General features: G+C 62.3%; 21 protein-coding genes. 16 read left to right on the forward strand and 5 right to left on the reverse strand.

What is annotated here, in order from left to right:
• Positions 1 to 152: 152 nt before the first annotated feature.
• The gene (locus HWX62_RS06685) at positions 153 to 773 is read right to left on the reverse strand and encodes a TetR/AcrR family transcriptional regulator (RefSeq protein WP_175931858.1); all 621 of its coding nucleotides are present in this window, start codon (positions 771 to 773) and stop codon (positions 153 to 155) included.
• A gap of 93 nt (positions 774 to 866) precedes the next feature.
• Here HWX62_RS06685 and HWX62_RS06690 point away from each other — a divergent pair, with 93 nt between their 5' ends.
• A complete protein-coding gene (locus tag HWX62_RS06690; RefSeq protein ID WP_175931857.1) occupies positions 867 to 2108 on the forward strand; it encodes a glycosyltransferase in 1242 nt (413 codons plus the stop codon).
• Between the two features lie 21 nt (positions 2109 to 2129).
• Here the strand turns inward: HWX62_RS06690 and hutC are convergent, their stop codons facing one another.
• From hutC to HWX62_RS06705, 3 genes are all read right to left on the reverse strand, one after another.
• Complete coding sequence (gene hutC, locus HWX62_RS06695; RefSeq protein ID WP_034205366.1) at positions 2130 to 2825, reverse strand: histidine utilization repressor; 696 nt, start codon at positions 2823 to 2825, stop codon at positions 2130 to 2132.
• A gap of 181 nt (positions 2826 to 3006) precedes the next feature.
• Positions 3007 to 4134 (reverse strand): porin, encoded by a 1128-nt coding sequence (locus tag HWX62_RS06700; protein ID WP_175931856.1) that lies wholly within the window; start codon positions 4132 to 4134, stop codon positions 3007 to 3009.
• A gap of 137 nt (positions 4135 to 4271) precedes the next feature.
• Positions 4272 to 4586: a hypothetical protein gene (locus HWX62_RS06705; protein ID WP_244135986.1), complete on the reverse strand. Its 315-nt coding sequence runs from the start codon at positions 4584 to 4586 to the stop codon at positions 4272 to 4274.
• Between the two features lie 482 nt (positions 4587 to 5068).
• Here HWX62_RS06705 and HWX62_RS06710 point away from each other — a divergent pair, with 482 nt between their 5' ends.
• The 7 genes from HWX62_RS06710 (at position 5069) to HWX62_RS06740 (ending at position 9707) form a co-directional block, all read left to right on the forward strand.
• A complete protein-coding gene (locus tag HWX62_RS06710; RefSeq protein ID WP_175931855.1) occupies positions 5069 to 5842 on the forward strand; it encodes an ABC transporter substrate-binding protein in 774 nt (257 codons plus the stop codon).
• A gap of 183 nt (positions 5843 to 6025) precedes the next feature.
• A complete protein-coding gene (locus HWX62_RS06715) occupies positions 6026 to 6715 on the forward strand; it encodes an ABC transporter permease (protein WP_175931854.1) in 690 nt (229 codons plus the stop codon).
• A complete protein-coding gene (locus HWX62_RS06720) occupies positions 6712 to 7425 on the forward strand; it encodes an ABC transporter permease (RefSeq protein WP_175931853.1) in 714 nt (237 codons plus the stop codon). The genes HWX62_RS06715 and HWX62_RS06720 overlap by 4 nt, the downstream gene beginning before the upstream one ends.
• Positions 7426 to 7458: 33 nt before the next feature.
• Positions 7459 to 8226 (forward strand): ATP-binding cassette domain-containing protein, encoded by a 768-nt coding sequence (locus HWX62_RS06725; protein ID WP_175931852.1) that lies wholly within the window; start codon positions 7459 to 7461, stop codon positions 8224 to 8226.
• An 83-nt stretch (positions 8227 to 8309) separates the two neighbouring features.
• Positions 8310 to 8744, forward strand: coding sequence for a cupin domain-containing protein (locus tag HWX62_RS06730; protein ID WP_113045491.1), 435 nt, complete (start codon positions 8310 to 8312; stop codon positions 8742 to 8744).
• Between the two features lie 301 nt (positions 8745 to 9045).
• Complete coding sequence (locus HWX62_RS06735; protein ID WP_006488624.1) at positions 9046 to 9183, forward strand: HHHH-motif protein; 138 nt, start codon at positions 9046 to 9048, stop codon at positions 9181 to 9183.
• A gap of 62 nt (positions 9184 to 9245) precedes the next feature.
• Positions 9246 to 9707, forward strand: coding sequence for a hypothetical protein (locus HWX62_RS06740; RefSeq protein WP_175931851.1), 462 nt, complete (start codon positions 9246 to 9248; stop codon positions 9705 to 9707).
• A 124-nt stretch (positions 9708 to 9831) separates the two neighbouring features.
• Here HWX62_RS06740 and phaZ read toward each other — a convergent pair whose 3' ends face one another.
• Positions 9832 to 11169 carry a polyhydroxyalkanoate depolymerase gene (phaZ, locus tag HWX62_RS06745; protein WP_175931850.1) on the reverse strand — a complete coding sequence of 446 codons (1338 nt, stop codon included), beginning with the start codon at positions 11167 to 11169 and terminating at the stop codon, positions 9832 to 9834.
• Positions 11170 to 11459: 290 nt separating this feature from the next.
• Between phaZ and HWX62_RS06750 the strand changes: the two genes are divergently transcribed.
• The 8 genes from HWX62_RS06750 (at position 11460) to HWX62_RS06785 (ending at position 23253) form a co-directional block, all read left to right on the forward strand.
• Positions 11460 to 12122, forward strand: coding sequence for a glutathione S-transferase family protein (locus tag HWX62_RS06750; RefSeq protein ID WP_175931849.1), 663 nt, complete (start codon positions 11460 to 11462; stop codon positions 12120 to 12122).
• A gap of 241 nt (positions 12123 to 12363) precedes the next feature.
• Positions 12364 to 13614 (forward strand): cyclic nucleotide-binding domain-containing protein, encoded by a 1251-nt coding sequence (locus HWX62_RS06755; protein WP_175931848.1) that lies wholly within the window; start codon positions 12364 to 12366, stop codon positions 13612 to 13614.
• A 13-nt stretch (positions 13615 to 13627) separates the two neighbouring features.
• On the forward strand, positions 13628 to 14392 hold the full coding sequence (locus HWX62_RS06760) for a flagellar motor protein (RefSeq protein ID WP_006484340.1): 765 nt from the start codon (positions 13628 to 13630) through the stop codon (positions 14390 to 14392).
• Positions 14393 to 14432: 40 nt separating this feature from the next.
• Positions 14433 to 15104, forward strand: a complete 672-nt coding sequence (locus HWX62_RS06765) for an OmpA family protein (RefSeq protein WP_175931847.1) — start codon at positions 14433 to 14435, stop codon at positions 15102 to 15104.
• Between the two features lie 172 nt (positions 15105 to 15276).
• Complete coding sequence (locus HWX62_RS06770; protein WP_175931846.1) at positions 15277 to 17139, forward strand: methyl-accepting chemotaxis protein; 1863 nt, start codon at positions 15277 to 15279, stop codon at positions 17137 to 17139.
• Between the two features lie 452 nt (positions 17140 to 17591).
• Positions 17592 to 17822, forward strand: coding sequence for a hypothetical protein (locus HWX62_RS33025; RefSeq protein WP_244135987.1), 231 nt, complete (start codon positions 17592 to 17594; stop codon positions 17820 to 17822).
• Positions 17823 to 18259: 437 nt separating this feature from the next.
• Positions 18260 to 20194, forward strand: coding sequence for a hypothetical protein (locus HWX62_RS06780; RefSeq protein ID WP_175931845.1), 1935 nt, complete (start codon positions 18260 to 18262; stop codon positions 20192 to 20194).
• Between the two features lie 41 nt (positions 20195 to 20235).
• Complete coding sequence (locus HWX62_RS06785; RefSeq protein WP_175985113.1) at positions 20236 to 23253, forward strand: RNA-directed DNA polymerase; 3018 nt, start codon at positions 20236 to 20238, stop codon at positions 23251 to 23253.
• Positions 23254 to 23511 lie beyond the last annotated feature (258 nt).

A 23511-nucleotide genomic window follows, 5' to 3' on the forward strand; every position in this document is an offset into this window, starting at 1 on the left:
GGGCGACGGGGTTGCCCGATGCACAGTGCGCAGCCGTACCGCATCAGCATACTGCTGCGCGCGGAATTTGGCATGCGATGCGTGCGAACGTTGTAACAATGTGTGTGCGCCGCGCGACGCGTCGGCTGCATCCCGCTGCCGGATGCGTTGCGTCAGCGTTTCGCTTCCGCGCCTTCGATGAACAGCTTCGCGACCGACTGAAACTCCCGTTTCAACGACAGCCCCGGCACGGTCAGCCAGCGCAGCATCGCCGCGAGATACAGGTGATGGAACCAGGTGGCGAGCTGATCGGCCCGCAACGCGGCGTTCAGTTCACCGGCCTGCTGGGCGGCGGCGATCAATTGCTGCCACACCAGCGCGATGTCGCTGCCGTTCTCGCCCGCACGCTCCGGTTCGGCTGCCCCGATGCTCAGGAAGCGGTGCCGCAGGTACGCGAGCAAATACGCCGGATGGTGTTCGCACCACGCGGCCGACGCGTCGAGCACGCAGCCGATGCGCGACGCGAAGGTCTTGCGCCGCGCGACGTCGTGCTGCAGATGCGCGAGGTCGCGCGCGAGTTCGCCTTCGAGCCAGTGCGCGAGCACGGCTTCCTTCGTCGGAAAGTGGTTGTACAGCGTGCGTTTCGCGACGTCCGCCTCGGCGGCGATCTGCTCCATCGTGACGGCCTCGTAGCCGTGCGCATCGAACAGGCGCGCGCCGGTCGCGGCAAGATGCGCGAGCATCTGGATGCGCTTGCGCGCGCGGCGGCCCGGATCGTCGGTCGGAATCGTCATGGCAGGGGATTGACTGAAAGTGTACGGATTGCATTAGTATACGACGTGCATTTTTTTGAATCCAACTTTTCCGCCGCGCACGAGGAGCCCCGCATGAAACTCGTCATCGCCACCTACGGCACCGAAGGCGACACGCGTCCGCTCGCGGCGCTCGGCCGCGCGCTGCTGGATGCCGGCCACGACGTCCGGCTGCTCGCCGATGCGGCGACGCTCGGGTCGGCCGTTGCGCTCGGCGTGCCGTCGGCGCCGTTGTCCGGTGACATCCGTCGCGCGATCGCGCCGGACGGCGCGCTCGCCGATGCGGTGCGCGGGCGCGGCGGCTTCAACGATACGTCGAAGGCGCTCGCGGCGATCGCGAATGCGAACACGGCCGCGTGGATGCGCGAAGTCGCGGACGCATCGGCCGGGTGCGACGCGCTTCTCGTGTCGGGGCTCGCGTCGTTCGTCGGGTTGTCGGTCGCCGAGTATCGCGGCATCCCGGCGATCGGCACGGGCATGATCCCGATCACGCCGACGGCCGAATTCGCGTCGCCGTTCCTGCCGCCGGGCAAGCTGCCGCGCTGGCTGAATCGCGCGAGCCATCGGTTCGTGAATGCGTTGCTGTGGCAGGCGTTCAGGAAGGCGACGAATGCCGCGCGCGCCAGCGTATGCGGATTGCCGCCGCGCCAGCACGTATGGACCGATCATCCGATGCTGTATGGCGTGTCGCCGGCGCTGCTGTCCGGTCCGGCCGACTGGCCGGCGAACGTGCAGGCCTGCGGCCAGTGGCGAATCGATGCACCTGCGTGGGCGCCGCCGCCCGACCTGGCGGCATTTCTCGACGCCGGCGAGCCGCCTGTCTACATCGGCTTCGGCAGCATGGCCGGCTTCGATCGCGCGGCGCTGGCCGCGGCGCTGACGCAGGCGCTGGCCGGCCGGCGCGCGCTGTTCTATCCGGGCTGGAGCGGCATCGATGCGTCGCTGCTGCCGGCGCACGTTCGCGTGATCGACGATACGCCGCACGACTGGCTGTTCCCGCGCGTCGCGATGGCGATGCACCACGGCGGGTCGGGCACCACGCATTCGGCCGCGCGGGCCGGCATTGCGTCGGTGGTCGTGCCGTTCGCGGGCGATCAGTTCTTCTGGGCGAACCGGTTGCAGCGGCTGGGTGTCGCGGCAGCGCCGGTTGCGGGGCGGCGCGTGGAGGCGGCCGCGCTGGCGCGGGCCATCGCATTCGCCGAGCGCGGCGACACGAAGGCGCGTGCGGCGGAACTCGGTGCGCGTCTGGCGCACGAGGATGGCTTGCAGCGGGCCGTCACTGCGATCGAACGATGGGGGCAACCGCGCGCGAGGTAAGCCTGCGCTTCGGCATCGGCATCAGAAATGCCCGGTGAACCGGTAACGGCTGCCCGGGTGCCACAGATTGGCGACCGACGCGACCATCCCTTGCGACCACGTGCGCCGATGCAGCAGCAGGCACGGTTCGCGATCGTCCATCGTCAGGTGGCGGCGCGTTTCGGCGTCGGGCATCGCGGCCTCGATCCGGTATTCGACACGCTGCAGCGGCGCGACGCGCGTCAGGTACTGGTTCGGCGTCGTCGTCGTGAAGTCCTGCAACGCGTATTCGGGCGCGCAGGCCGGGTTGACCCAGCGTTCCTCGAGTTGCACGGGTGTGTCGTTCTCGAAATGCAGCACGCGCGAATGGAAGATCGGGCTGCCGGTGTCGAGCTGCAGTTCGTCGGCGAGCTTCGCATCGGCGACGGCCGCGCCGACCTGCAGCACCTGCGCGCGATAGCCGTGGCCGCGCGCAGCGACTTCGTCGGAGATGCTGCGGATCGCGACGAGCGTCGATTCGTATTTCGGCGACGCGACGTACGTGCCGGAGCCGCGCGTGCGCGTGAGTACCTGTTCGGCCGTCAGTTCGCGCAGCGCGCGGTTGACGGTCATTCGCGCGACGTTGAATTCGCGCGCGAGCTCGTTCTCCGACGGCACCTGGTCGCCTTCCGCCCATTCGCCGGCATGAATGCGCGCGAGGATGAAGTCCTTGATTTCCTGATAGATCGGTGTGGTCATGGGATCACGATTCAGAGTCGGCAGCGGGCCGCCGCCGAATGCCGATCCGGCGCGCGCCCGGCGCCGAGTGTACCGGTTTCGCGGGCGCGCCGGCCCGGATTTCCCGCATGATCCCTGTTCGGCCGGCGCGCGTCCATGCGGGATTGCACAGAGCGGCCGGCCTGCGGCGGCCCGCTTGCGGTCAGAACCGATGCCGGATACCGACCGTTGCGACCACCTGCGTGCGGGTCGACGAAGCCGCGACCCCCGTGACGTTCGCGAACCCGAGTGGCGCGCCCGACGCTACGCCGAATGCGTGCTGGTATACGGTTTCCGCATACACGTCGGTGCGCTTGCTCAGCGCGTAGTCGGTCATCAGCGTCACCTGGTGCCACTTCGGCCGGTAGCTGCCGGTTGCGTCGTCGTAGCGGCCGTCGGTGAATGTATAGGCGAGCGCGAACGAAACCGCCGGCGTCAGCGCATAGCGCGCGTTGGCCTCGTAGTTGTCGAAGCGCAGCGCGTGCAGCGCGCCGGGCAGCGACGACGCGGCCGTCTCGTCGAACATCGTATGCGTCCACAACGCGCCGATCGTCAGCCGGTCGAACGCATAGCTGCCGCCGGCGCCCATCACGCGCTGCCGCGCGGCCGGGAAGTTCGGCGCGTCGTTCGTCGACAGCGCGCCGCCGGCCGTCAGGCCGCCCCGGTTGAGTTGCAGGTACGCGGCGCCGACGCTGACCGGCCCGTTCGCATACGACACGCCCGCACTGTACGCGCGGTTGTTCGCGAAGCCGCCGGCCGCGTTGCTGAACCCGTACAGGCCGCCGAACTGCCAGCCGGCGAGCGGCGGGCTCGTATATTTCACCGCGTTGTCGATGTAGAACGAATCGTCGAGGTTGTCGTTGTCGAACGGATGCGACGCGAGGTTGTTGCCGTCGCCGTTGTTCGCCATCGCGAGCGGGCCGAGATAGTCGACGACCGCGTCGTACTGGCGGCCGAGCGTCAGCGTGCCGTACCGGTCGCTCTGCAGCCCGACGTACGCGCGGCGGCCGAACAGCGTGTTTCGATAGGACTGCGTGCCGTTGTTCAGGTTGAAGCCGCTTTCGAGGCGAAACAGCGCATGCAGGCCGCCGCCGAGATCTTCGTTGCCGCTCAGCCCGAAGACCGTATTCGACAGCAGGCCGTTGCCTTGTTGCCATGCGCTCTTGCCCGACTGATTGTTCGTATAGGCGATACCGGCATCCAGCATCCCGTAGAGCGTGACGCTGCTTTGCGCATGCGCGGCGGCGCCGATGAATGCGAACGACAGGGTACCGACGACTGCTTTTTTCATTGCGAGTGTTTTCCTGGAAAGGCCCGTTGCGACGGGAACGGCGATTCGTCGCGCGTGTCCGTGCGGACGCGCGCGTTCGAATCGATGAAAAGGGGGAGCGCGTGACGCGTGTCACGCGTGGCGACGGCGAACGCCGGCTAGTGCTGCAACAGGCGGATCGTGCCGAACTCGGCGGCCGGCAGCACGCGCAGGATCGACAGGATCGCGGGCGACGCCTGCGACCGCGCGACTTCGAGCTCGATGCATGCGCGCCCGGTGCGGCGGTCGATCGTGGCCGTGTAGAAGTTGAGCGCGGCGCCGACGGCCTGATGCAACCGGCGTCGCACGAGCGCGAGGTCATCCGATTCGACGCGGATCGACAGCAGCACGAGTGCATCCGCGGGGGCGCGGCGTCGCACGCGATCGGGCAGCAGATCGCATGAAGCGGCAAGTTCCGTTCTGGTCGGTGTCATGTGCTCATCCTCGGTCGCGTCGTGCTCCGTACGGCGGAAGCCTCGTCTTGGACATGGTGGCCATTCTAGAAATCGCCGCGGCGAAACGGTGTATAGACTCGCCGCGCGTCCGCAAACGATGCGTAAACGCGCCGCGGCGGCAACGCTGTCGTTGGATGACTGGCAGGCCGATGAGGAAATGCCGATTTGGCCGGCGAAGTCTAGACAGCTGACGCGCTCCGGTCGGCTGCCTCCGTACGCGTCGAGAAAGGCATCATTCAGCCTCGCGTAACCAGTAATTAATTGAAAATTAAGGAAAATGCTGAGCGCGCGCGTAATCCGCCGACAATTAGAGATAAACACGGATTGCTGGCTTCATCCGTGAAAAGGCAAAGTTGTATGTACAACTCGGATGTCGCTGAACAGGCGATGTCCCGGTTGGAAGGGTTCACGGCGGGCAGCCCGACCGGAGCCCGTCCCAGTTCGCCTCTGACAGGAACGCCATGAAGAAACTCGCGCTCAGTATTGCCCTCGCCTGCATCGCGGTCGGTGCCCACGCCAAGGATTGGTCGACGATCCGCTTCGGCGTCGACGCCAGCTATCCGCCGTTCGAATCGAAGGACGCGAGCGGCAAGGTCGTCGGCTTCGACGTCGATCTCGGCAACGAGATCTGCGCGCGCCTGAAGGCGAAATGCGTGTGGATCGAGAACGACTTCGACGGGATGATCCCGGCGCTGAAGGCGAAGAAATTCGACGGCGTGCTGTCGTCGATGTCGATGACGCCGGCGCGCGCCGAGCAGATCGCGTTCTCGGCGAAGCTGTTCAACACGCCCACCCGCCTCGTCGCGAAGAAGGGCGCGAACCTGCAGCCGACGGCCGAATCACTGAAGGGCAAGTCGGTCGGCGTCGAGCAGGGCACCATTCAGGAAACCTACGCGAAGGCGTACTGGGCGCCGAAGGGCGTGCAGGTCGTGCCCTACCAGAACCAGGACGGCGTGTACCAGGACCTGATGTCGGGCCGCCTCGACGCGGCGTTGCAGGACGCGGTGCAGGCCGACATCGGCTTCCTGAAGACGCCGCGCGGCGCGAACTTCGAATTCGCCGGCAAGGACCTCGACGATCCGAAGACGCTCGGCAACGGCGCGGGCATCGGCCTGCGCAAGGACGACGCCGACCTGAAGGCGAAGATCGATCATGCGATCGCCGACATCATCAAGGACGGCACGTACAAGAAGCTCGAGAAGAAGTACTTCGCGTTCGACGTCTACGGCGGCTGATCGCGCTGATGCGGCGAGCATCGGCTGCGGTGCGTGCTGCGTCGCGTCGGTTACCGGGTGCCGCCAGGCTTCGCATGATGCGTCCGAGTTGATGAGCGGACGGCATCACGTCGTGCGCAGAACTCGTTTGATGCGCGCTTAATGGCTATCGACAATCCAGCCACATCGTTCTGGATCCCTGACATGATCTTCCAAGGATTTGGCCCGCTGCTGTGGGCCGGCACGGTCGAGACCGTGAAGCTCGCGGTGCTGTCGCTCGCCGCGTCGCTGATACTGGGCCTCGCGGGCGCGGCCGCGAAACTGTCGGCCAACCGCGCGCTCAGGTCGGTCGGCACGTTCTACACGACGCTGATCCGCGCGGTGCCCGATCTCGTGCTGATGCTGCTGCTGTTCTACGGGATCCAGATCCTGCTCAACGAGGTGACCGACCTGATCGGCTGGGACCAGATCGACATCGACCCGTTCGTGGCCGGTGTCGTCACACTCGGCTTCATCTACGGCGCGTACTTCACCGAGACCTTTCGCGGCGCGTTCCTCGCGGTGCCGCGCGGCCAGCTCGAAGCCGGCTTCGCGTACGGGATGAGCGGCTGGCGCGTGTTTCACCGCATCCTGTTCCCGCAGATGATGCGCTTCGCGCTGCCGGGCATCGGCAACAACTGGCAGGTGCTCGTGAAGGCTACCGCGCTCGTGTCGATCATCGGCCTCGCCGACGTCGTGAAGGCGTCGCAGGATGCGGGCAAGAGCACGCTCGATTTCTTCTTCTTCACGCTGGCTGCCGGCGCGATCTACCTCGCGATCACGACGGTGTCCAACGTCGTGCTGCATCACCTCGAGAAGCGGTATTCCGTCGGCGTCCGGAGGCTCGCACTGTGATCGAACTCGTCAGCCAGTACTGGCAAAACTATCTCTATTCCGACGGCTACCGCTTCAGCGGCCTCGCGATCACGCTGTGGCTGCTGGTCGTGTCGATCGCGCTCGGGTTCGCGCTCGCCGTGCCGCTCGCGATCGCGCGGGCGTCGTCGAACCGCTGGATTTCCGGCCCCGTGTGGCTCTATACGTACGTGTTCCGCGGCACGCCGCTCTACGTGCAACTGCTGATGTGCTACACGGGCATCTACAGCCTGCAGGTCGTGCACGACCACGTGCTGCTCGACACGTTCTTCCGTAACGCGATGAACTGCACGCTGCTCGCGTTCGTGCTGAACGAATGCGCGTATGCGACGGAGATCTTCGCAGGTGCGATCAAGGCGACGTCGGCCGGCGAGATCGAGGCCGGAATGGCGTACGGGATGTCGCGCTTCAAGCTCCATACGCGCATCATCCTGCCGTCCGCGCTGCGCCGCTCGCTGCCGAGCTACAGCAACGAGGTGATCCTGATGCTGCACGCGACGACGCTCGCGTTCACCGCGACGGTGCCCGACATCCTGAAGGTCACGCGCGACGTCAATTCGGCAACCTACATGTCGTTCCAGGCCTACGGCATCGCGGCCGTGCTGTACGCCGTCGTCGTGTTCGCGCTCATCTGGGCGTTCCGCAAGCTCGAGACGCGCTGGCTCGCATATCTCTCGCCGCGCAGCCATTAACGCATTCGCACGATCCGCAACGAAGGACCCCGCATGTACAAGCTTACCGTTGACAACCTGCACAAGAAATTCGGCGACAACGAGGTGTTGAAGGGCGTGTCGCTGAAGGCGAAGGCCGGCGACGTGATCAGCATCATCGGCTCGAGCGGCTCCGGCAAGAGCACGTTCCTGCGCTGCATCAACTTCCTCGAACAGCCGTGTTCGGGGCAGATCACGATCGGCAGCGAGCCGATCCAGACCGCGCGCGACCGCAACGGTTCGCTGCGCGTGGCCGACCAGAAGCAGTTGCAGCGCATGCGCACGAAGCTGTCGATGGTGTTCCAGCACTTCAACCTGTGGGCGCACATGACGGTGCTCGAGAACGTGATCGAGGCGCCGATGGCCGTGCTCGGGATCGGCAAGGACGAAGCGATCGCGCGGGCGCGCAAGTATCTGGAGAAGGTGGGGCTCGCGCCGCGCGTCGAGGGCATGTATCCGTCGCACCTGTCGGGCGGCCAGCAGCAGCGCGTCGCGATCGCGCGCGCGCTCGCGATGGAGCCGGAAGTGATGCTGTTCGACGAGCCGACGTCGGCGCTCGATCCGGAGCTGGTGGGCGAAGTGTTGAAGGTGATGCAGAAGCTCGCCGAGGAAGGCCGCACGATGGTCGTCGTCACGCACGAGATGGGCTTCGCGCGCAACGTGTCGAATCACGTGATCTTCCTGCATCAGGGGAAGATCGAGGAAGAAGGCGATCCGCAGCAGATTCTCGTGAATCCGAAGAGCGAGCGGCTCGGGCAGTTTCTGTCGGGGCGGTTGAAGTAAGTATGCGCACGGTGTCGTACCGCCGCAAAACTGGAACGCTAAATGCTTGTCTCCCGTGATCCTTTCGATGAAGGAGCACCGCGATGAGCACGCCGACCACTACCGCTTTTTCCCACGTGAAGCCGCAGGACACCGCCTATCAAGGCGAAGGCCTGCGCGACTTCTTCCTGTACCGCGATCTTGGCATCGCCGCCGCGACGAACGGCAAGGTCGTCGCGCAACTCGTCAGAGCCAATCATGCACCGGAGGCGGGCACCGGCTGGCACCGTCACGAGGCCGAGTTCCATATCGTGATCATGCTGAAGGGCTGGGCGCGTTTCATGTACGGCGAACAGGAAACGCTGGTGGCGGCCGGCGACTGCGTGCACCAGGCGCCGGGGATCGTCCACTACCTGTTCGATTACTCGCCGGACATGGAATACCTGGAGATCGTCGGGCCCGCCGACTTCAAATCGATCGACGTCGAAGGGCCGTGCGCGGTACCGCAGCCGACGCCTTGGGCCGAGGCCGGTGCGTAGCTGGCCGGTTGGGTGTGCGCTTTCGACGAACCGCCTGCATGCAGGCGGTTTTTTATTGCCCCGCCGACATCCGCGACATGCCGTGTGTTGTCCGCTTCGACACATTCTTTCGAATTCCAAACGATCGCGAAGCTGAACAACCGGAAAGAAAAGAAAGAGATTCGTCAGCTTCGGCCGTCGATTGGCGATGCGATGTCAAAGATCGTCAATTGCACGTGGGCGCGGTGCACGGCCTGTCGTCGACCGGCGTTAAGGAGGTACCGGCCGGATTACCGGCTGGCCTATCCGGGAGAGTTTCACCATGAACCGCATCGCGAAGATCCTGACGGCTACCGCACTGGCTTGCGCCGTGCTCGTGCCGGCACTGGCCGAAGCGCATTCGCACCGCGTGTGCCACTTCGATCATCACCACCACCGCGTGTGCCGCTGGGTGCGGTAACCGTGGTTGTTTCCGGGAATGCCCCGGACGCTTTCATCATTCAGGCAAATCAGGAGAGGACCATGAAAAAAACGATGTTGATCGCCGCGCTGGTCGCCGGCATGGGTGTGTCGATCGGTGCGTTCGCGCAGGTGCCGGCCAGCGCGCCGGCCGGCACGACCGGGCTGTGCAAGGACGGTTCGTTCTACTCGGGCGCATCGAAGAAGGGCGCATGCGCCGGCCACAAGGGCGTGAAGACGTGGTACGGCGCATCGGCCGCCGCCGCCGCGAGCGCACCGGCCGCGGCGCCTGCAACGGCGGCTTCCGCTGCACCGGCATCGGGCGCCGCGGGCGCGAAGAGCGCCGCCACGACGGCCGCGGCGCCGGGCGGCGGCGCGGGCAAGGTGTGGGCGAACGACAGCACGAAGGTCTATCACTGCTCGACCGACAAGTACTACGGCAAGACGAAGCACGGCAGCTACATGTCGGAAGCCGACGCGAAGGCGAAGGGCTACCACGCGTCGCACGGCAAGGCTTGCTCGTAACGAGCCGGCCCGGCGCGCGAGCCGTTTCGCTCGCGCGTCGTCCCATGCTGCAGCAAACGTCGCCCCGCCTCTTCGGCGGGGCGATTCACTGTGTGGCCAGCCGCGTTCAGTGCGCGTGACCCGGTTACGCTTCAGTCGCCGCCTCGATCCCGGCGGCGCGCGCATCGAGCAGCGCGCGCAGCGTGACGTAGTGGCTGCCGCTCGTGTCGCCTGGCGCATCCGCGGTGCGATCGTACGGCTCGTTGTCGTGGATCGTCGCCCGCACGATCGGATAGATCTGCGTTTCCCACCGGCTGCCGTTGAACACGCCGTAGTGCCCCACGCCCGTCTGTACATGGTGCGTTTTCAGGTACGACGGCAACCCCGAACACAGTTCCTGCGCGGCCACCGTCTGGCCCACTGCGCAGATATCGTCCTTCTCGCCTTCGACCGTCAACAGCGCGGTGCGATGAATCGCCGCCGGTTCGACGAGCGTGTCGCCCACCGTCAGCTCGCCGCGTGCCAGTGCGTACTGCTGGAACACCTTCTCGACCGTTTCCAGATAGAACTCCGCGGTGAGGTCGGCCGTCGCGAAATATTCGTCGTAGAAGCGCCGCAACGTGTCGGCTTTCGCGGGGTCGCCTTTCGCGCGTTCGTAGTACAGATCGGCGAACGACGCCGCATGCCGGTCCGGGTTCATCGACATGAACGCGCCGACCTGCACGAAGCCCGGATACACGCAGCGCTGCGCGCCGACGAAGCCCGCCGGCACCACGCTGATCAGGTTGCGTGCGAACCATTCGATCGGCTGGCTCGTCGCGAGTTCGTTGACCTTCGTCGGATTCACGCGGCAGTCGATCGGGCCGGCCATCAACGTGAGACTCGCGGGCTGCGCGGGATCGCCGCCGGCCGCCATCAGCGAGACGGCTGCCAGTGACGCGACGGTCGGCTGGCAGATCGCCAGCACGTGAGCGTCCGGGCCGATGTGGCGGATGAAGTCGATCACGTGCGTGACGTACTCGTCGAAACCGAAGCGTCCGGCCGCCAGCGGGATGTCGCGCGGGTTGTGCCAGTCGGTGATGTACACGTCGTGATCGGCCAGCATCGTGCGCACCGTGCCGCGCAGCAGCGTCGCGAAGTGCCCGGACATCGGCGCGACGATCAGCACGCGCGGCTGGCGCGCGACCGGCCGCGCCTTGCGGAAATGCAGCAGTGTCGCGAACGGCGTGACCGCCGCCGCTTCCTCGACGATCGGCACCGTTTCATCGTCGACGACGACCGACGCGATTCCGAACGGCGGACGCCGGTGCGAGAACGCGCAGCATTCGAGCAGTTCGCACAGCGCGTCGACCATGCGGCCGGTCGGCGTCGATGTCGCCGGCGGCCACAGCGACATCGTCGCGCGGGTGGCGGCGGCCCATGCACGCGCCGGGCGCAGGCATTCCGCAGACCATTGATAAAACGGATAGGCAAGCAGGTTCATGACCGTCGCTCGTGACGCCGCATTGCAAGGAACGAGGCAAGCCGTATGCCAGCGTGAGGCTGGCACGCGCGTTGCAGCGGTTCGGGAGCGTGGCGACACACGCTGGGCGTGATGACGCAGGGGCGAAGGCGATGCGCCGCCTTGCCGGTCGGGCGTGCGACACGTGCCGGGATGCCGTGCGACGTTGCGCCAGTTCGGCGAACGGACCGCACAGGCGTGGTGCGGGCGGTCATGCGGCGCGTCCGTTTACGGTGCAGGGGCACGAACGACATTCAGCAGGAGGGAGCGACATGGAATCCAACGCACGGACGACGCTGACCATCAGCAGCCGCAATTACTCATCGTGGTCGATGCGCGGCTGGCTGCTCGCGAAGCTGAGCGGGCTCGCGTTCGAGACGATCAGCGTGCCGATCGATGCGACGTCGCGCGCGGAGCTGCTGCTGCTGTCGCCGTCGATTCTCGTGCCGTGCCTGACGCACGACGGCAACGCGGTGTGGGACACGCTCGCGATCGCCGAATACCTGAACGAGATCCGCCCGCAGGCGCGGCTGCTGCCCGACGACCGGCATGCGCGCGCGCATTGCCGGTCGATCTGCGGCGAAATGCATTCCGGCTTCAGCGCACTGCGATCCGCGCTGCCGATGAACCTGCGCGGGCATTTCCCCGGCTTCCGGATCTGGTCGCGCGCGCAGCACGACATCGAGCGGATCGTGACGATCTGGCGCGAGTGCCTGGCCGAGTACGGCGGCCCCTGGCTGTTCGGTACGGAGATCGGCATCGCCGACGCGATGTATGCGCCGGTCGTCACGCGCTTCCTGACCTACGACGTGAAACTCGAACCGGACGTTGCCGAGTACTGCATGCGCGTCCTCGCGCATCCGTTCGTCGCCGAGTGGATCGACGCGGCGAAGGCCGAGCACGAAGACATCGACGAACTCGACATGGAGTTCTGACCCGCCGCGTGCGATCGCGGCGCGCTTTCAATTTCACTACATACGCCGCGGGCGAAACGAACGCTCGATGCGCCCGCGCGATCCGCAAACGTTTTACCTTGATTCCGGTTCGAAACGAGAACGAATGCCCTAAAGGATGTTGCGCACGATGACGTAAACGAGTCACGGGGACGACTCGTGATCGCATGCTTCAGACATGCGACGCGCAGTCCGCAACAACCAGCGCAGCAGGGGAATCGACTTGAATCGTCAGCAATCGTGGACGCGTACCGCGGCACCCGGAGAAATTATTTACTCGGAGGGCTTCGCGGGCGAGCCCGTCATCTTTCTGATTGCCGACGGCAAGGTCGAGCTCTCCACGCGCTGCGACGACAAGCGCGTGATCGTCGCGACGCTCGGCCGTGGCGAATTCTTCGGCGAATCGGCGCTGCTCGCCGCCGAACCGCGCGCGCATACCGCGAAGGCGCTTTCTTTCTGTCAGCTCACGGTCGTGCCGGTCGCCATGCTCGACGAGGAAATCGAGCGCGTGTCCGCGCTGCTGCGCCATATCGTGCGCACGATGATCCGCCGCGTGAAGCGCAAGGACGACCAACTGGCGACCTATACGCATGCCGACTTCATGCCGGGCGTGCTGTCGTATGCGCACGTGCTGTCGCTGATGGCCGGCGCCGACACGCGCGAATCGGGCGACACGTGGACGCGCCGGCCGATGCAGGCGCATGCGACCGAAACCTCGGTGCCGCTCGCCGAAGTGATCCGCAAATGCCGTGCGATTGCCGGCCATTCGCGCCCGCACGTGCTCGCGATGCTGCGGCGCATGGAGAAGCTCAACCTCGTCACGATCGAGGCCGCGCAGGGCGACGGTGCCGGCGGCACGACCGACTACGCGGCTTCGTCGGATGCGCGCCAGGTCGTCACGTTCGACGCCGCACGCGTGGTCGACCGCGCGCAACAGGTGGCCGATCACGATCTCGACCTGTCGATCAACAGCGAACTCGAACTCATCGAACTGGCCGATCTCGAATCGCTGATCGGCGTCGACAAGACGCTGCTGCTCAACAAGCTGTCGAACGGCGAGATCGCGGAAGAAGTGTTCGCGTTCCGCAAATCGAAGGTGCTCAGCTACGTCGAGCAAAAGGGCGTCGCGTATTTCTCGCGACGCAACGCGCGCCGCGGCGGCGACGTACGCGCGCTCGAGGATCTCGTGTGGATCGACCCGCGCACGCTGTTCGACGTGGTCAGCGCGTTCGATACTTACGATCTCGCGAAGCTGATCGCGAACCTCGACGATCGCGCGGTGGCCGACAAGCTGTTTTCCGTGATGACCGAGGCGCGACGCAACGAGGTGTCGTGGGTGATGCGCCGCGAACTCAAGGTCGATCCGGTCGAGATCGAGGACATCGAGCAGCGCGTGCTGGAGGCCGTACGCGCGGCGAAGGCGCCTGCGGCGGGCGTGGCGTCCGGTGTGCCGGCATCGTCGTCGGACGCGTGATACGGGGAGGCGTATGGATCTGTTGACCCTGGTCGGGGTGGTGCTGGGCGGCGCGGCGATCGTGTTCGGGTTCGCGCTGGAAGGCGGGCATTTCTCGATGCTGTTCCAGTTCGAGGCGCTCGTGATCGTGCTCGGCGGCACGCTCGGCGCGGTGATGATCCAGAACACATGGGCGCGTTTCTTCGACGCGGTGAAGCAGTTGCGGCTCGCGTTCGTGCGCGCACGCGAAGTCGATCGCAAGAACCTGTCCGACCTGCTCGAATGGGGCGACCGCGCGAAGCTCGACGGGCTGCTCGCATTCGAATCGATGGACGTGAGCGGCATTCATCCGTTCGCGCGACGCGGGCTCGAACTGCTGGCGAACGGTGTGTCGACCGCCGTGCTCGAAGATGCGTTGCAGCGCGAACTCGATGCGTACGAACGCAGCCGACTCGCCGCCGTGCGCGTGTGGCAGCAGGCCGGCGGCTATGCGCCGACGTTCGGCATTCTCGGCTCGGTGCTCGGGCTCGTGCAGGTGACGAGCCATATTCTCGAACCGGCGCAGCTTGGGCCGGGCATCGCGGTGGCGTTCGTCGCGACGCTGTACGGGCTCGCGTTCGCGAACCTCGTGTTCCTGCCGCTGTACGGCAAGCTGCGCGCGCAGATCGACAGCGAGATGCGGTTCCGCAAGCTGTATCTCGACGGCTTGCTCGCGATTTCGCGCAAGGAGTCGCCGCATACGATCGAGACGCGGTTGACTGGCGATGTGCGCGGGCGAGCGGCGGAGTCGCTGGCGTGATGTTCGCGCGCTTGTATGACGAACCCGGATTCCCGACGGCATGACTGCTCGAACTGACGGCGCATCCGCCGCCGATCGCGACGATGATGAACTCGAAGGCGCGCAGTCGGGGCGCTGGCTGATTTCGTACGCGGATCTCATCACGACGCTGATGGTGCTGTTTCTCGCGCTGTACGTGCTTCAGCTCGCGAAATACAACGCGCTCGATGCGCGGTATCAGACGCTTGCGCGGCAGGCGGGTGGTGCGACGGCCGCTGCCATCGATACCGCGAAGTCCGACCCTGCGCCGCCGTGGCTCGCGTTGCTCGATTCGTTGAAGTCGAATGGACGCATTTCGCTGGTGAAGGCGCCGCATGGCGTCGAGATCGGTATCGACGCGAAGATTCTGTTCAACGTTGGCGATGCGCGTTTGCTGGCCGATTCGTCGCCGGTGCTGAACCAAATCGCGCAGGCATTGAGCGCGCATGCGACGGGCGACATCCTCGTCGAAGGCCACACCGACAGCGTGCCGATCGCGAACGCGAAATACGAATCGAACTGGGAGCTTTCGTCGGCGCGTGCGGGGAGTGTGGTGCGCTATCTGACCGAGCGCGGGGTCGCGCCGCATCGGCTGGCGGCGATCGGGCGGGCCGATACGCAGCCGCTCGTCGCGGGCGACGATGCTGGTTCGAGAGCGCGCAACCGGCGTGTCACGATCTTCGTTGCTTACTGATCAGCGCTTTGTATTTGCGTTGTTCGCCGTGCATATAGGCGGCCGCATATGCCCGCTCTTTAACAACATAACGAATCTCGAATGATCGCTATCTGAAATCAGCGATGCGGTTCTGCGCGTGCATGCCGATAACCCAATCTGGCTCAGACCGAGCGGTTATCGAGGGTTCCCCATGCATTTCTGGCGCAAGCTTTCCATTCAGAACAAGCTGATTCTCAGCATGACGAGTTGCCTGCTCGTGTTCGTCGCGATTTCGAGCGGGCTCAGCGTTCGTCTGATCGGCAACGCGGTGCGGGAGCGCGTCGTCCACGAAGAACTGCCGACCGCCGTGAACGGCATCCGCGCCGACGTGCAGCGCCAGATGGCCGGCCCGATCGCCGCGTCTCGCATTCTGGCGCGCGATGCGTTCCTGCTGCAATGGGAAGCCGACGGCGAACCCGATGCCGGCACGCGCAACTGGATCCAGCTCGCGAAGAACGTGAAGGACGAGCAGAAGGCTGCGTCCGTGCAGTGGGTGTCGGTGAAGAGCGGCAACTACTACAACGAAGCCGGCCTGCAGCGGAAGGTGACCGATCAGGATCAGTGGCTAACGAGCTTCCTGTCGTCCGGCAAGGCGTTCGAGGTGAACATGGATCGCGAGGTGACCGTCGGCGGTTACATGATGTTCATCAACAGCCGCGTGGAACTCGACGGCGTGCCGATCGGCGCGGCGTGCATGAGCCTGTCCGTCGATGCGCTCGCGAAGGGTATTTCGGCTTACCGGATCGGCGAGACCGGGTTTGCGTATCTCGTGCGCCCCGACGGCGCGATCATGATGCATCGCGATACGTCACTGATCGACGGCAAGCATTTTCTGAAGGATGAACCGGGGCTGCCGGGGGATGCGTCGTCCACGTTGCTTGCGGGTAAGCCGTATGCGTATCTGAGCTACGAGGGTGATGGCGGCGCGCGCTTCATCGCGACGTCGTTTATTCCTGAGCTGAATGCGTATGTGGTCGTTCAGGTGCCGCAGGCCGAACTGCTCGGGCCGGTGACGCGTGCGATTCGCAGTGCGGCGTTGGTGGCGGCGGTGGTGGGGCTTGGGGTTGCGTTGTTCGTGATCTGGCTGGTGGGGCGCGCGATTGCCGCGCCGATTCGTCGGGCGGCTACGCTGCTGTCGGAGATTGCCAGCGGGCAGGGCGATTTGACGCGCCGCATGGCTGTGGAGAGCGAAGACGAGATCGGGCAACTGTCGGATGCGTTCAACCGGTTCGTGTCGTCGCTGTCGACGCTCGTTCATCGGATTCGTGCGGCTTCGGCTTCGATTGCGACGGGGTCGGCGCAGATTGCTTCGGGGAATGCGGATCTCAGCGAACGCACCGAAGGGCAGTCGAGCAACCTGGAGCGGACGGCTTCGTCGATGGAAGAGATCACGGCCGTGGTGCGCAACAACACCGAAACGGCGACTACCGCGGCGAAGATGATCAATGGCGCGGCGGATACGGCGGCGCGCGGCGGGCAGGTGGTGGGCGAGGTCGTGACGACGATGGAGCAGATCAGTGACGCTTCGCAACGGATTTCCGAGATCATCGTGATGATCGACAGTATTTCGTTTCAGACGAATATTCTGGCGCTGAATGCCGCGGTGGAGGCGGCGCGGGCGGGGGAGCAGGGGCGTGGGTTTGCTGTTGTCGCTTCGGAAGTGCGGAATCTGGCGCAGCGTAGTGCGCAGGCGGCGAAGGAGATCAAATCGCTGATCGAGCACAGCGCGGGGACGGTGGGTGCCGGGTCGCGGCTCGTTAGTGAAGCGGGGAAGGTGATGAGCGATGTTGTTGCGCAGGTTCAGGGTGTTAGCGCGATGATGAGCGAGATTGCGGAGGCTAGCCTGGAGCAGAGTGCCGGGATCGATCAGATCGGGGATGCGGTGCAGTCTTTGGATCAGATGACGCAGCAGAATGCGGCTTTGGTCGAGGAAAGCGCGGCAGCCGCGGAGAGTTTGAAGCAGCAGGCGGCGGAATTGACCAAACTGGTGGCGGCTTTTAAGGTGGATGAGTAAGGGTTGATTTTTTCTTGAAATTGCTTATGAGGTCGGCTGCCGTGGCGTCACGGTGGCCGTTTTTGCTTGTCGGCGCGGGATTCGGTGACGTTTATAAAAATGAAATGCATTTCCAGATTGAGGGTTGGAGTGGGAGTGGTGGTGCCTGTCGCCATCATGGCGGCGGTGCAGGCGAAGGCTGTCTGGTTGCCGATGGATTCTTATCTGGCTTATCGGGAGAGGGCTGCGGCCGAGGTGAACGCAAGGTTGGTTAAGTTCGTTGGGGCGGTCAGGGTGAAAGGGTTTTCTGCGAGGGTTAGGGGTAACGTGCAAAGCGTTCTCGCCGATGACGGGATGACGCCTGGGCCGATGGGCTATTCTTAAAGTTGGATGACGGAAATGTCAATTTGCTCGTTGCGACGGTCCCGCTTTCGAAGGCTTGGGTGAAAAGGGCAGATGCGGGGATCAAGTCCATGGATGATGTTGCCGTTATCTTCGATAACGAGGCCTTTTATACGGATGTGTTCGCTGATTATGCGGCGGCGTATCGGTTTGCCGAACTGCCCGTGAGCCGGAAACTGGCTGATGCGGTGGTGAAGGCGCTGCTGCTCGGGAAAGCCACGATCGCGCACCGGAAGGGTCGAATATGTTGGCTGTCTCTATCGAGCAAGGGGAGACGGTTTATGTCCTCAGGCAGGAGGTAGCGGTGCCGGGGATTGCGGCTTGTGGGGCGGGTGGCAGAAGAAAAACAGCAGCATTGTTTTGCAAAATTTTTGCCTGTGCAGAAAGGCTACTCGCGGATTGTGTCAGGGGCGCAGGTGAGGGTGGATGAAGTTGTTCAATAGAGGATGGACGTCATGTCTTAGTTTGTGCAGAGAATTCACTGGATTGTGACCGCGAACTCGTCAGCTGTATAGCAATCTGTATTACACGATCACGACGTTTCGATGTCGAGACTGATGTCTGTCATTCATTTCCTACGGTTCCGATTAAAATCGGTTACTCTTGAAAAGTTGTGTGAGTAGCTAATTTCCAGAAGACTGGAGAGCGGGGGCAAGCCATGCAGGTAGACATCGTTGGACGAATACGCAACCTCCAGTTGCCCGTTACGCAACCGCTTGTCCCGCTCTTCGAGTGCCTAGTGAACTCCATTGAGGCAATAGAGGAGAGTGGTACAGGCGATGGTCGTATCGACGTGTATCTTGAGCGAGAGGCCCGCCAAGTGGCGCTGGTTGGCAGCGAGGAAACGGTCTTAGCTTCAATAAGGGACATTACCATCGTCGATAACGGTTCTGGTTTCAATGATGGTAACGTTCGTGCGTTCTTCCTTTCCGACTCGACCCGCAAGGTAACTCGAGGAAACAAGGGTATTGGACGCTTCACTTGGCTCAAAGTGTTTAACCAGGCAGCCATCGATAGTACATACTGCCAAGATGACAATCACTGGATGCGCCGGACCTTCCGATTCGTCGTAACGACAGAAGGAGTTGAGGGAGAAGAGGTCAACGAAGCTGAGGCGAAGGAGCGGCGGACTTCGGTAAAGCTCACCGGTTTGCGCGCCGAATACGAAAAGCACTTCCCGAAATCACTCGAAACTATCGCCCACAAGGTTATCGACCATCTGCTCATCCACTTCGTAGGCGGTCGCTGTCCGCAAATCTTTCTCCACGACGCGGATGGGCAGTCTTGCAATCTGAACTATATTTTTGCAGAGGAGGCGAAGGAGCGGGCACAGGAGGTGACGTTCGAACTCAAGGGGCACGCCTTCAAGGTGACCGTCCTGCGTTACCAGTCTAGCGCGGCGAAGAACCACACCGTCTCATACTGTGCGAACCAACGTGAAGTGCTGGAATGGAAGGCAAGCAAGGCAATACCCGACCTTCAAGGACGCCTGACTGACGATCAAGGTGAGCAATTTGTTTTCCGCACTTACGTTGCCGCTCCGTACCTTGACGCCAAGGTGAGTGCTGAGCGCACGACCTTCATGTTTCTGCAGGAAACCGATCTGGATTTCCCGGGAGAGATGACGCGTGAAGAGCTTGATGCCGAAGTCGTGAAGGCGCTCAAGCAGGTGGCTGAACCGTACACGACTCAACTGCGCGAAGAGAAGCGTCAGCTTATCGAAACCTTCATTCATCAGGACGCACCACAGTACCGGTTCCAACTGCAAGAGCGTTATCGGGATAAGCTGGAACGCATTCCAATAAATGTGTCGAAGGATCAACTCGATATTGAGCTATATAAGGCGCAGAAGGACATCGAGCTGGAGCACCGACAGCGCGCGGCCGATATTAAAAAGACGCCGATGGACACTGTAGCTGGCTCACCTGAGTACGCGGCCCTGTATCAACAATTTCTCGACGAGGAGAACGAACTTGGGAAGGCTGCTCTTGCCAAGTACGTTGTCCATCGGCGCACCATTTTGGAAATGCTGGAAACCGCGCTCAAGGTACAAGAGTCGGGGTCTTACGCACGCGAGGACCTCGTGCACAGTCTCATCTATCCGATGCAGGCCGATTCCGAAGATGTCGAGTTCTCTCGGCAAAATCTGTGGGTCGTTGACGAACGTTTGGCTTACCATTCGTACCTAGCGTCCGATCTTCCGATGACGCGATTGAAAGCTGTGAATGCCAATGGTGGCGATGAACCCGACTTGGCCATCTTCAATACGGCGCGAGCTTTCTCCGAGACAAAGAGTCCGTACCAGTCAGTGGTTGTCGTAGAGTTTAAGCGACCTGAGCGCAACGAGTACCCTGCAAAGGACGAGAACCCGGTGGAGCAGGTTTTGCGCTATGTCAGAAAAATCAAGGATGGGCAGGCTAAGGACAAGGATGGTAAGACCATCAACGTTGGTTCTATCCCATTCTATGCATACATCCTTTGCAGCTTGACGCCGCGTATTAAGGCTATTGCTGACAACCACGACTTCGTCAAAACGCCTGACAATGAAGGATTTTTCAAGTATCACCAAGCGCAGGGCTGCTATATAGAAATCGTGTCGTACGACAAGATCCTTAACGATGCAAAGAAGCGTAATCGCGCATTCTTCGAGCGTCTCCAAATACCTATCAATTAGATCGAAAATCATCTAGAACCTTGGAAGAAGAAATAAAGAAAGTGACCAATCTCCATGACCTCGGCTTGGCCTACCGAAAAGCCAAAGTTGACTTGTACTACTCGTCGCACGCGTCGCTAGCAGCGATTGCTAATTATGAGGGCGAGCTGCACGCGAACCTGACGGCGCTTCTTGCAAAGATTCATAGTGACGATGAGTCTTGGGTGACAACTCCAGAGTTCGTCGGCAGTTGGACCTTGGCTACCAAGTCTGTCGACATGTCCTGCTGGGATCGGTACCGAGAGAAGCACGGAAATGGTTTGATCTTTTCCTCCCCGGTGGAGGAGTGGGAAACTATCTGCAGTCTGTTGGAGAAAGCCGAAGAGCCGCAAAAGCCCAAAGCCGAGTTTCGCGTAATGGCGCAATGTAGTCTTGATTTCCACGTACTGTCAGCGCTGTGGATGCTTAAGGTGGGCCACCTGTTCGATGCTCAGTTGACCGGTTGCGCTTATGGCAATCGGCTACGTCGGACCACGGACGGAAAGAGGATTAACGAGCTCTCACTCGGCTCGTTCCAACCCTACCTGAAGCCCTTTCGTGACTGGCGTGACAATGGCATTGCGACCATGCGAGGCGCGCTGGATGCCGGCAAAGAGATCGTGGCGCTCACGGCGGACGTTAGCTCGTTCTATCACGAGCTCAATCCCGGCTTCATGCTTAATCCAGTCTTTGTCACAGATGTGCTGAGGTTGGAGATGGATGCCAATCAGGCCAAGCTTCATCGGATGTTCATTCGGGCGTTACTCGCGTGGGCAGCGGTCACACCGTTGAAGAAGGGGTTGCCGGTCGGGCTGCCCGCCTCAGCGGTTGTGGCGAATGTCGCGCTGGCCGAGTTGGATCGAATTATCGAGCAGCAATGTGCGCCGCTATATTACGGTCGATATGTGGACGACATCCTTCTGGTTATTGAGGATGTTGCTGGATTCCGCTCAACCTCCGAACTCTGGGAGTGGCTGTTCGCACGTTCTAACGGCAAGTTGGGTTGGGTAGTTCCAGCGGAGCGCAATCAGATTGGTTTTGCGCCAGACTACCTGAGCGATAGCAAAATCCATTTCTCCAACTCTAAGAACAAGGTGTTTGTATTGGCGGGGGAGCCGGGCAAGACACTGGTGGATGCAATTGCGCACCAAATCCATGAGCGTGCCAGCGAATGGCGCGCCATGCCAAGATTGCCGCGATCTGCTGACCATGTTGGTACTGACCTACTTGCCGCAACGCAAAGTGATGGCGAGGCCGCCGACAACCTGCGCAAGGCCGATGCACTGACAATGCGCCGTGCTGGTTTTGCCATCAAGCTTCGGGACTTCGAAGCATATGAACGTGATCTAACGCCGGATGCTTGGCGAGACCATCGAAAGGCCTTCTTCCGGGCGTTTGTTCAGCATGTGCTGGTACTGCCACAATTTTTTGATCTGGCGGTTTACCTGCCACGGGTCATTCGCCTAGCGACTGCGTGCGAAGACTTTGAAGACCTGCGCAAGATTTTGCGAGCGCTTGAACGTCTTTGTCGGCAAGCAACACAGAATTGCGAGTTCAGTGTCAAGGCTTGCCCTGCAGAGCAGTTGCCATCCGTACTTGAAATGACGATCCGGTGGCAAGGTCAGCTTTACACCACTGTGCAAGAAAGCATTAGTGCGGCTTTTCCACCACAATTGTCCAAGGTTGGTCAGCAAACGTGGCGAGCGCACATGGCTGACTATTTCCCGACAGGGAGTGTCGGTGCTCTTTTTTTAAATTGGTTATCGTCACCGAAAGATTTGCAAGCCGAACAGGCGCGTTTGTTTGCGTTTGATCTAGCACACTTGCCTTTCCGCTTCATCGGTTTTCCGCGCGAGATGGTGGCCCAGCGGGGCATTCCGGCGAAGAAGACAGCCACGCACTGTGCTAACGCTGCCGAGTTGTTACCGAACAACTTAGTTGATGGCATTGAAATACTTGCCAAGTTGACTCGATTTAAAGGCCTGCCGCATGGATTCCTGTTTGCCTCCCGCCCGTACAACGTGCCTGAGCTGTTTATTCTAAACAAGGCAGCCTATGAGGTTTCGGAACACGCTGCTATGAGAGCTGTGGTTCTTGCTGTGCGTGGATTTAATCTAGGCAGCGCGGCGCCGAGCTTCGACAAGCATGGCGTACTGCAGATCCCGGATAAACACCAACACCGTCGATATGGCATTGCCGTGTCGAGTTGGAAAACGCGCATGGCGAGCTGGACGGCGGCGGTCATGCGTATGCCTGATCCCGATGCTGAGCGCTACGCGCGGCTGTGTCGCTTGCTGGATGGGGTGATTGCCCAGCCGCAGCACAGCCGCTACCTCGTACTTCCTGAGCTTGCCCTGCCGGCACACTGGTTCATCCGCATCGCACGCAAGTTGCATGGGCGTGGTATTTCACTGATCACGGGCATCGAATACCTGCATGCTAGCAAAGGGCGGGTGCGCAATCAGGTGTGGGCAGCGTTGTCACACGATGGACTTGGATTCCCCTCGTTGATGATCTACCGGCAGGACAAGCAGCGACCAGCATTACACGAGGAGCAGGAGCTAGCGCGCCTTGCCAAACTAGAGTTGAAGCCGGACAAGGCTTGGCGGACGCCGCCGGTTCTCCAGCACGGGGATCTGCGCTTTGCGCTACTGGTCTGCAGCGAACTAACCAACATCAGCTATCGTGCCGCTTTGCGCGGCAAAGTGGATGCGCTGTTTGTGCCGGAGTGGAATCAGGACATAGAAACCTTCAACGCCTTGGTAGAGTCGGCCGCGCTAGATGTGCACGCCTACATCATTCAATGCAACGACCGTCAATACGGTGACAGCCGGATACGCGCCCCGTTCAAAGAAAGTTGGCAACGTGACCTGCTTCGAGTCAAGGGCGGCGTGACCGACTATTGTGTGGTTGGTGAAATCGACGTGCAGGCGCTGCGTCAGTTTCAGAGCAGCCACCGTTCTCCAACCAAGCCATTCAAACCGGTACCGGACGGGTTTGAGATTGCGTTTGGCCGAAAAGTGTTGCCGGATGCGGAGTGAATAGGAGCCGGCTTTTTCCATGATCATGTGAGCCGAGTCCTAACCCACATACTGGCTGTTTGCGCAGTGCTTCGTCTGCTGCATTCGACTGACTACGATGGCGTGTGCTGGGGCGCGCGTTTCTATACCGAATGGCCACCGCCTTCTGTTTCCCCAATTCTGAGATGCCAGCCCGACTACACTGGTCATGAAGCCATGCTTCTCGCCATCGGAAGCTGAACGCAGCCCCTCCGCCCCGATGGTCGAAAGAAAGCCGTC

The organism is Burkholderia sp. BCC0506 (assembly GCF_902833145.1).
GTDB lineage: Bacteria > Pseudomonadota > Gammaproteobacteria > Burkholderiales > Burkholderiaceae > Burkholderia.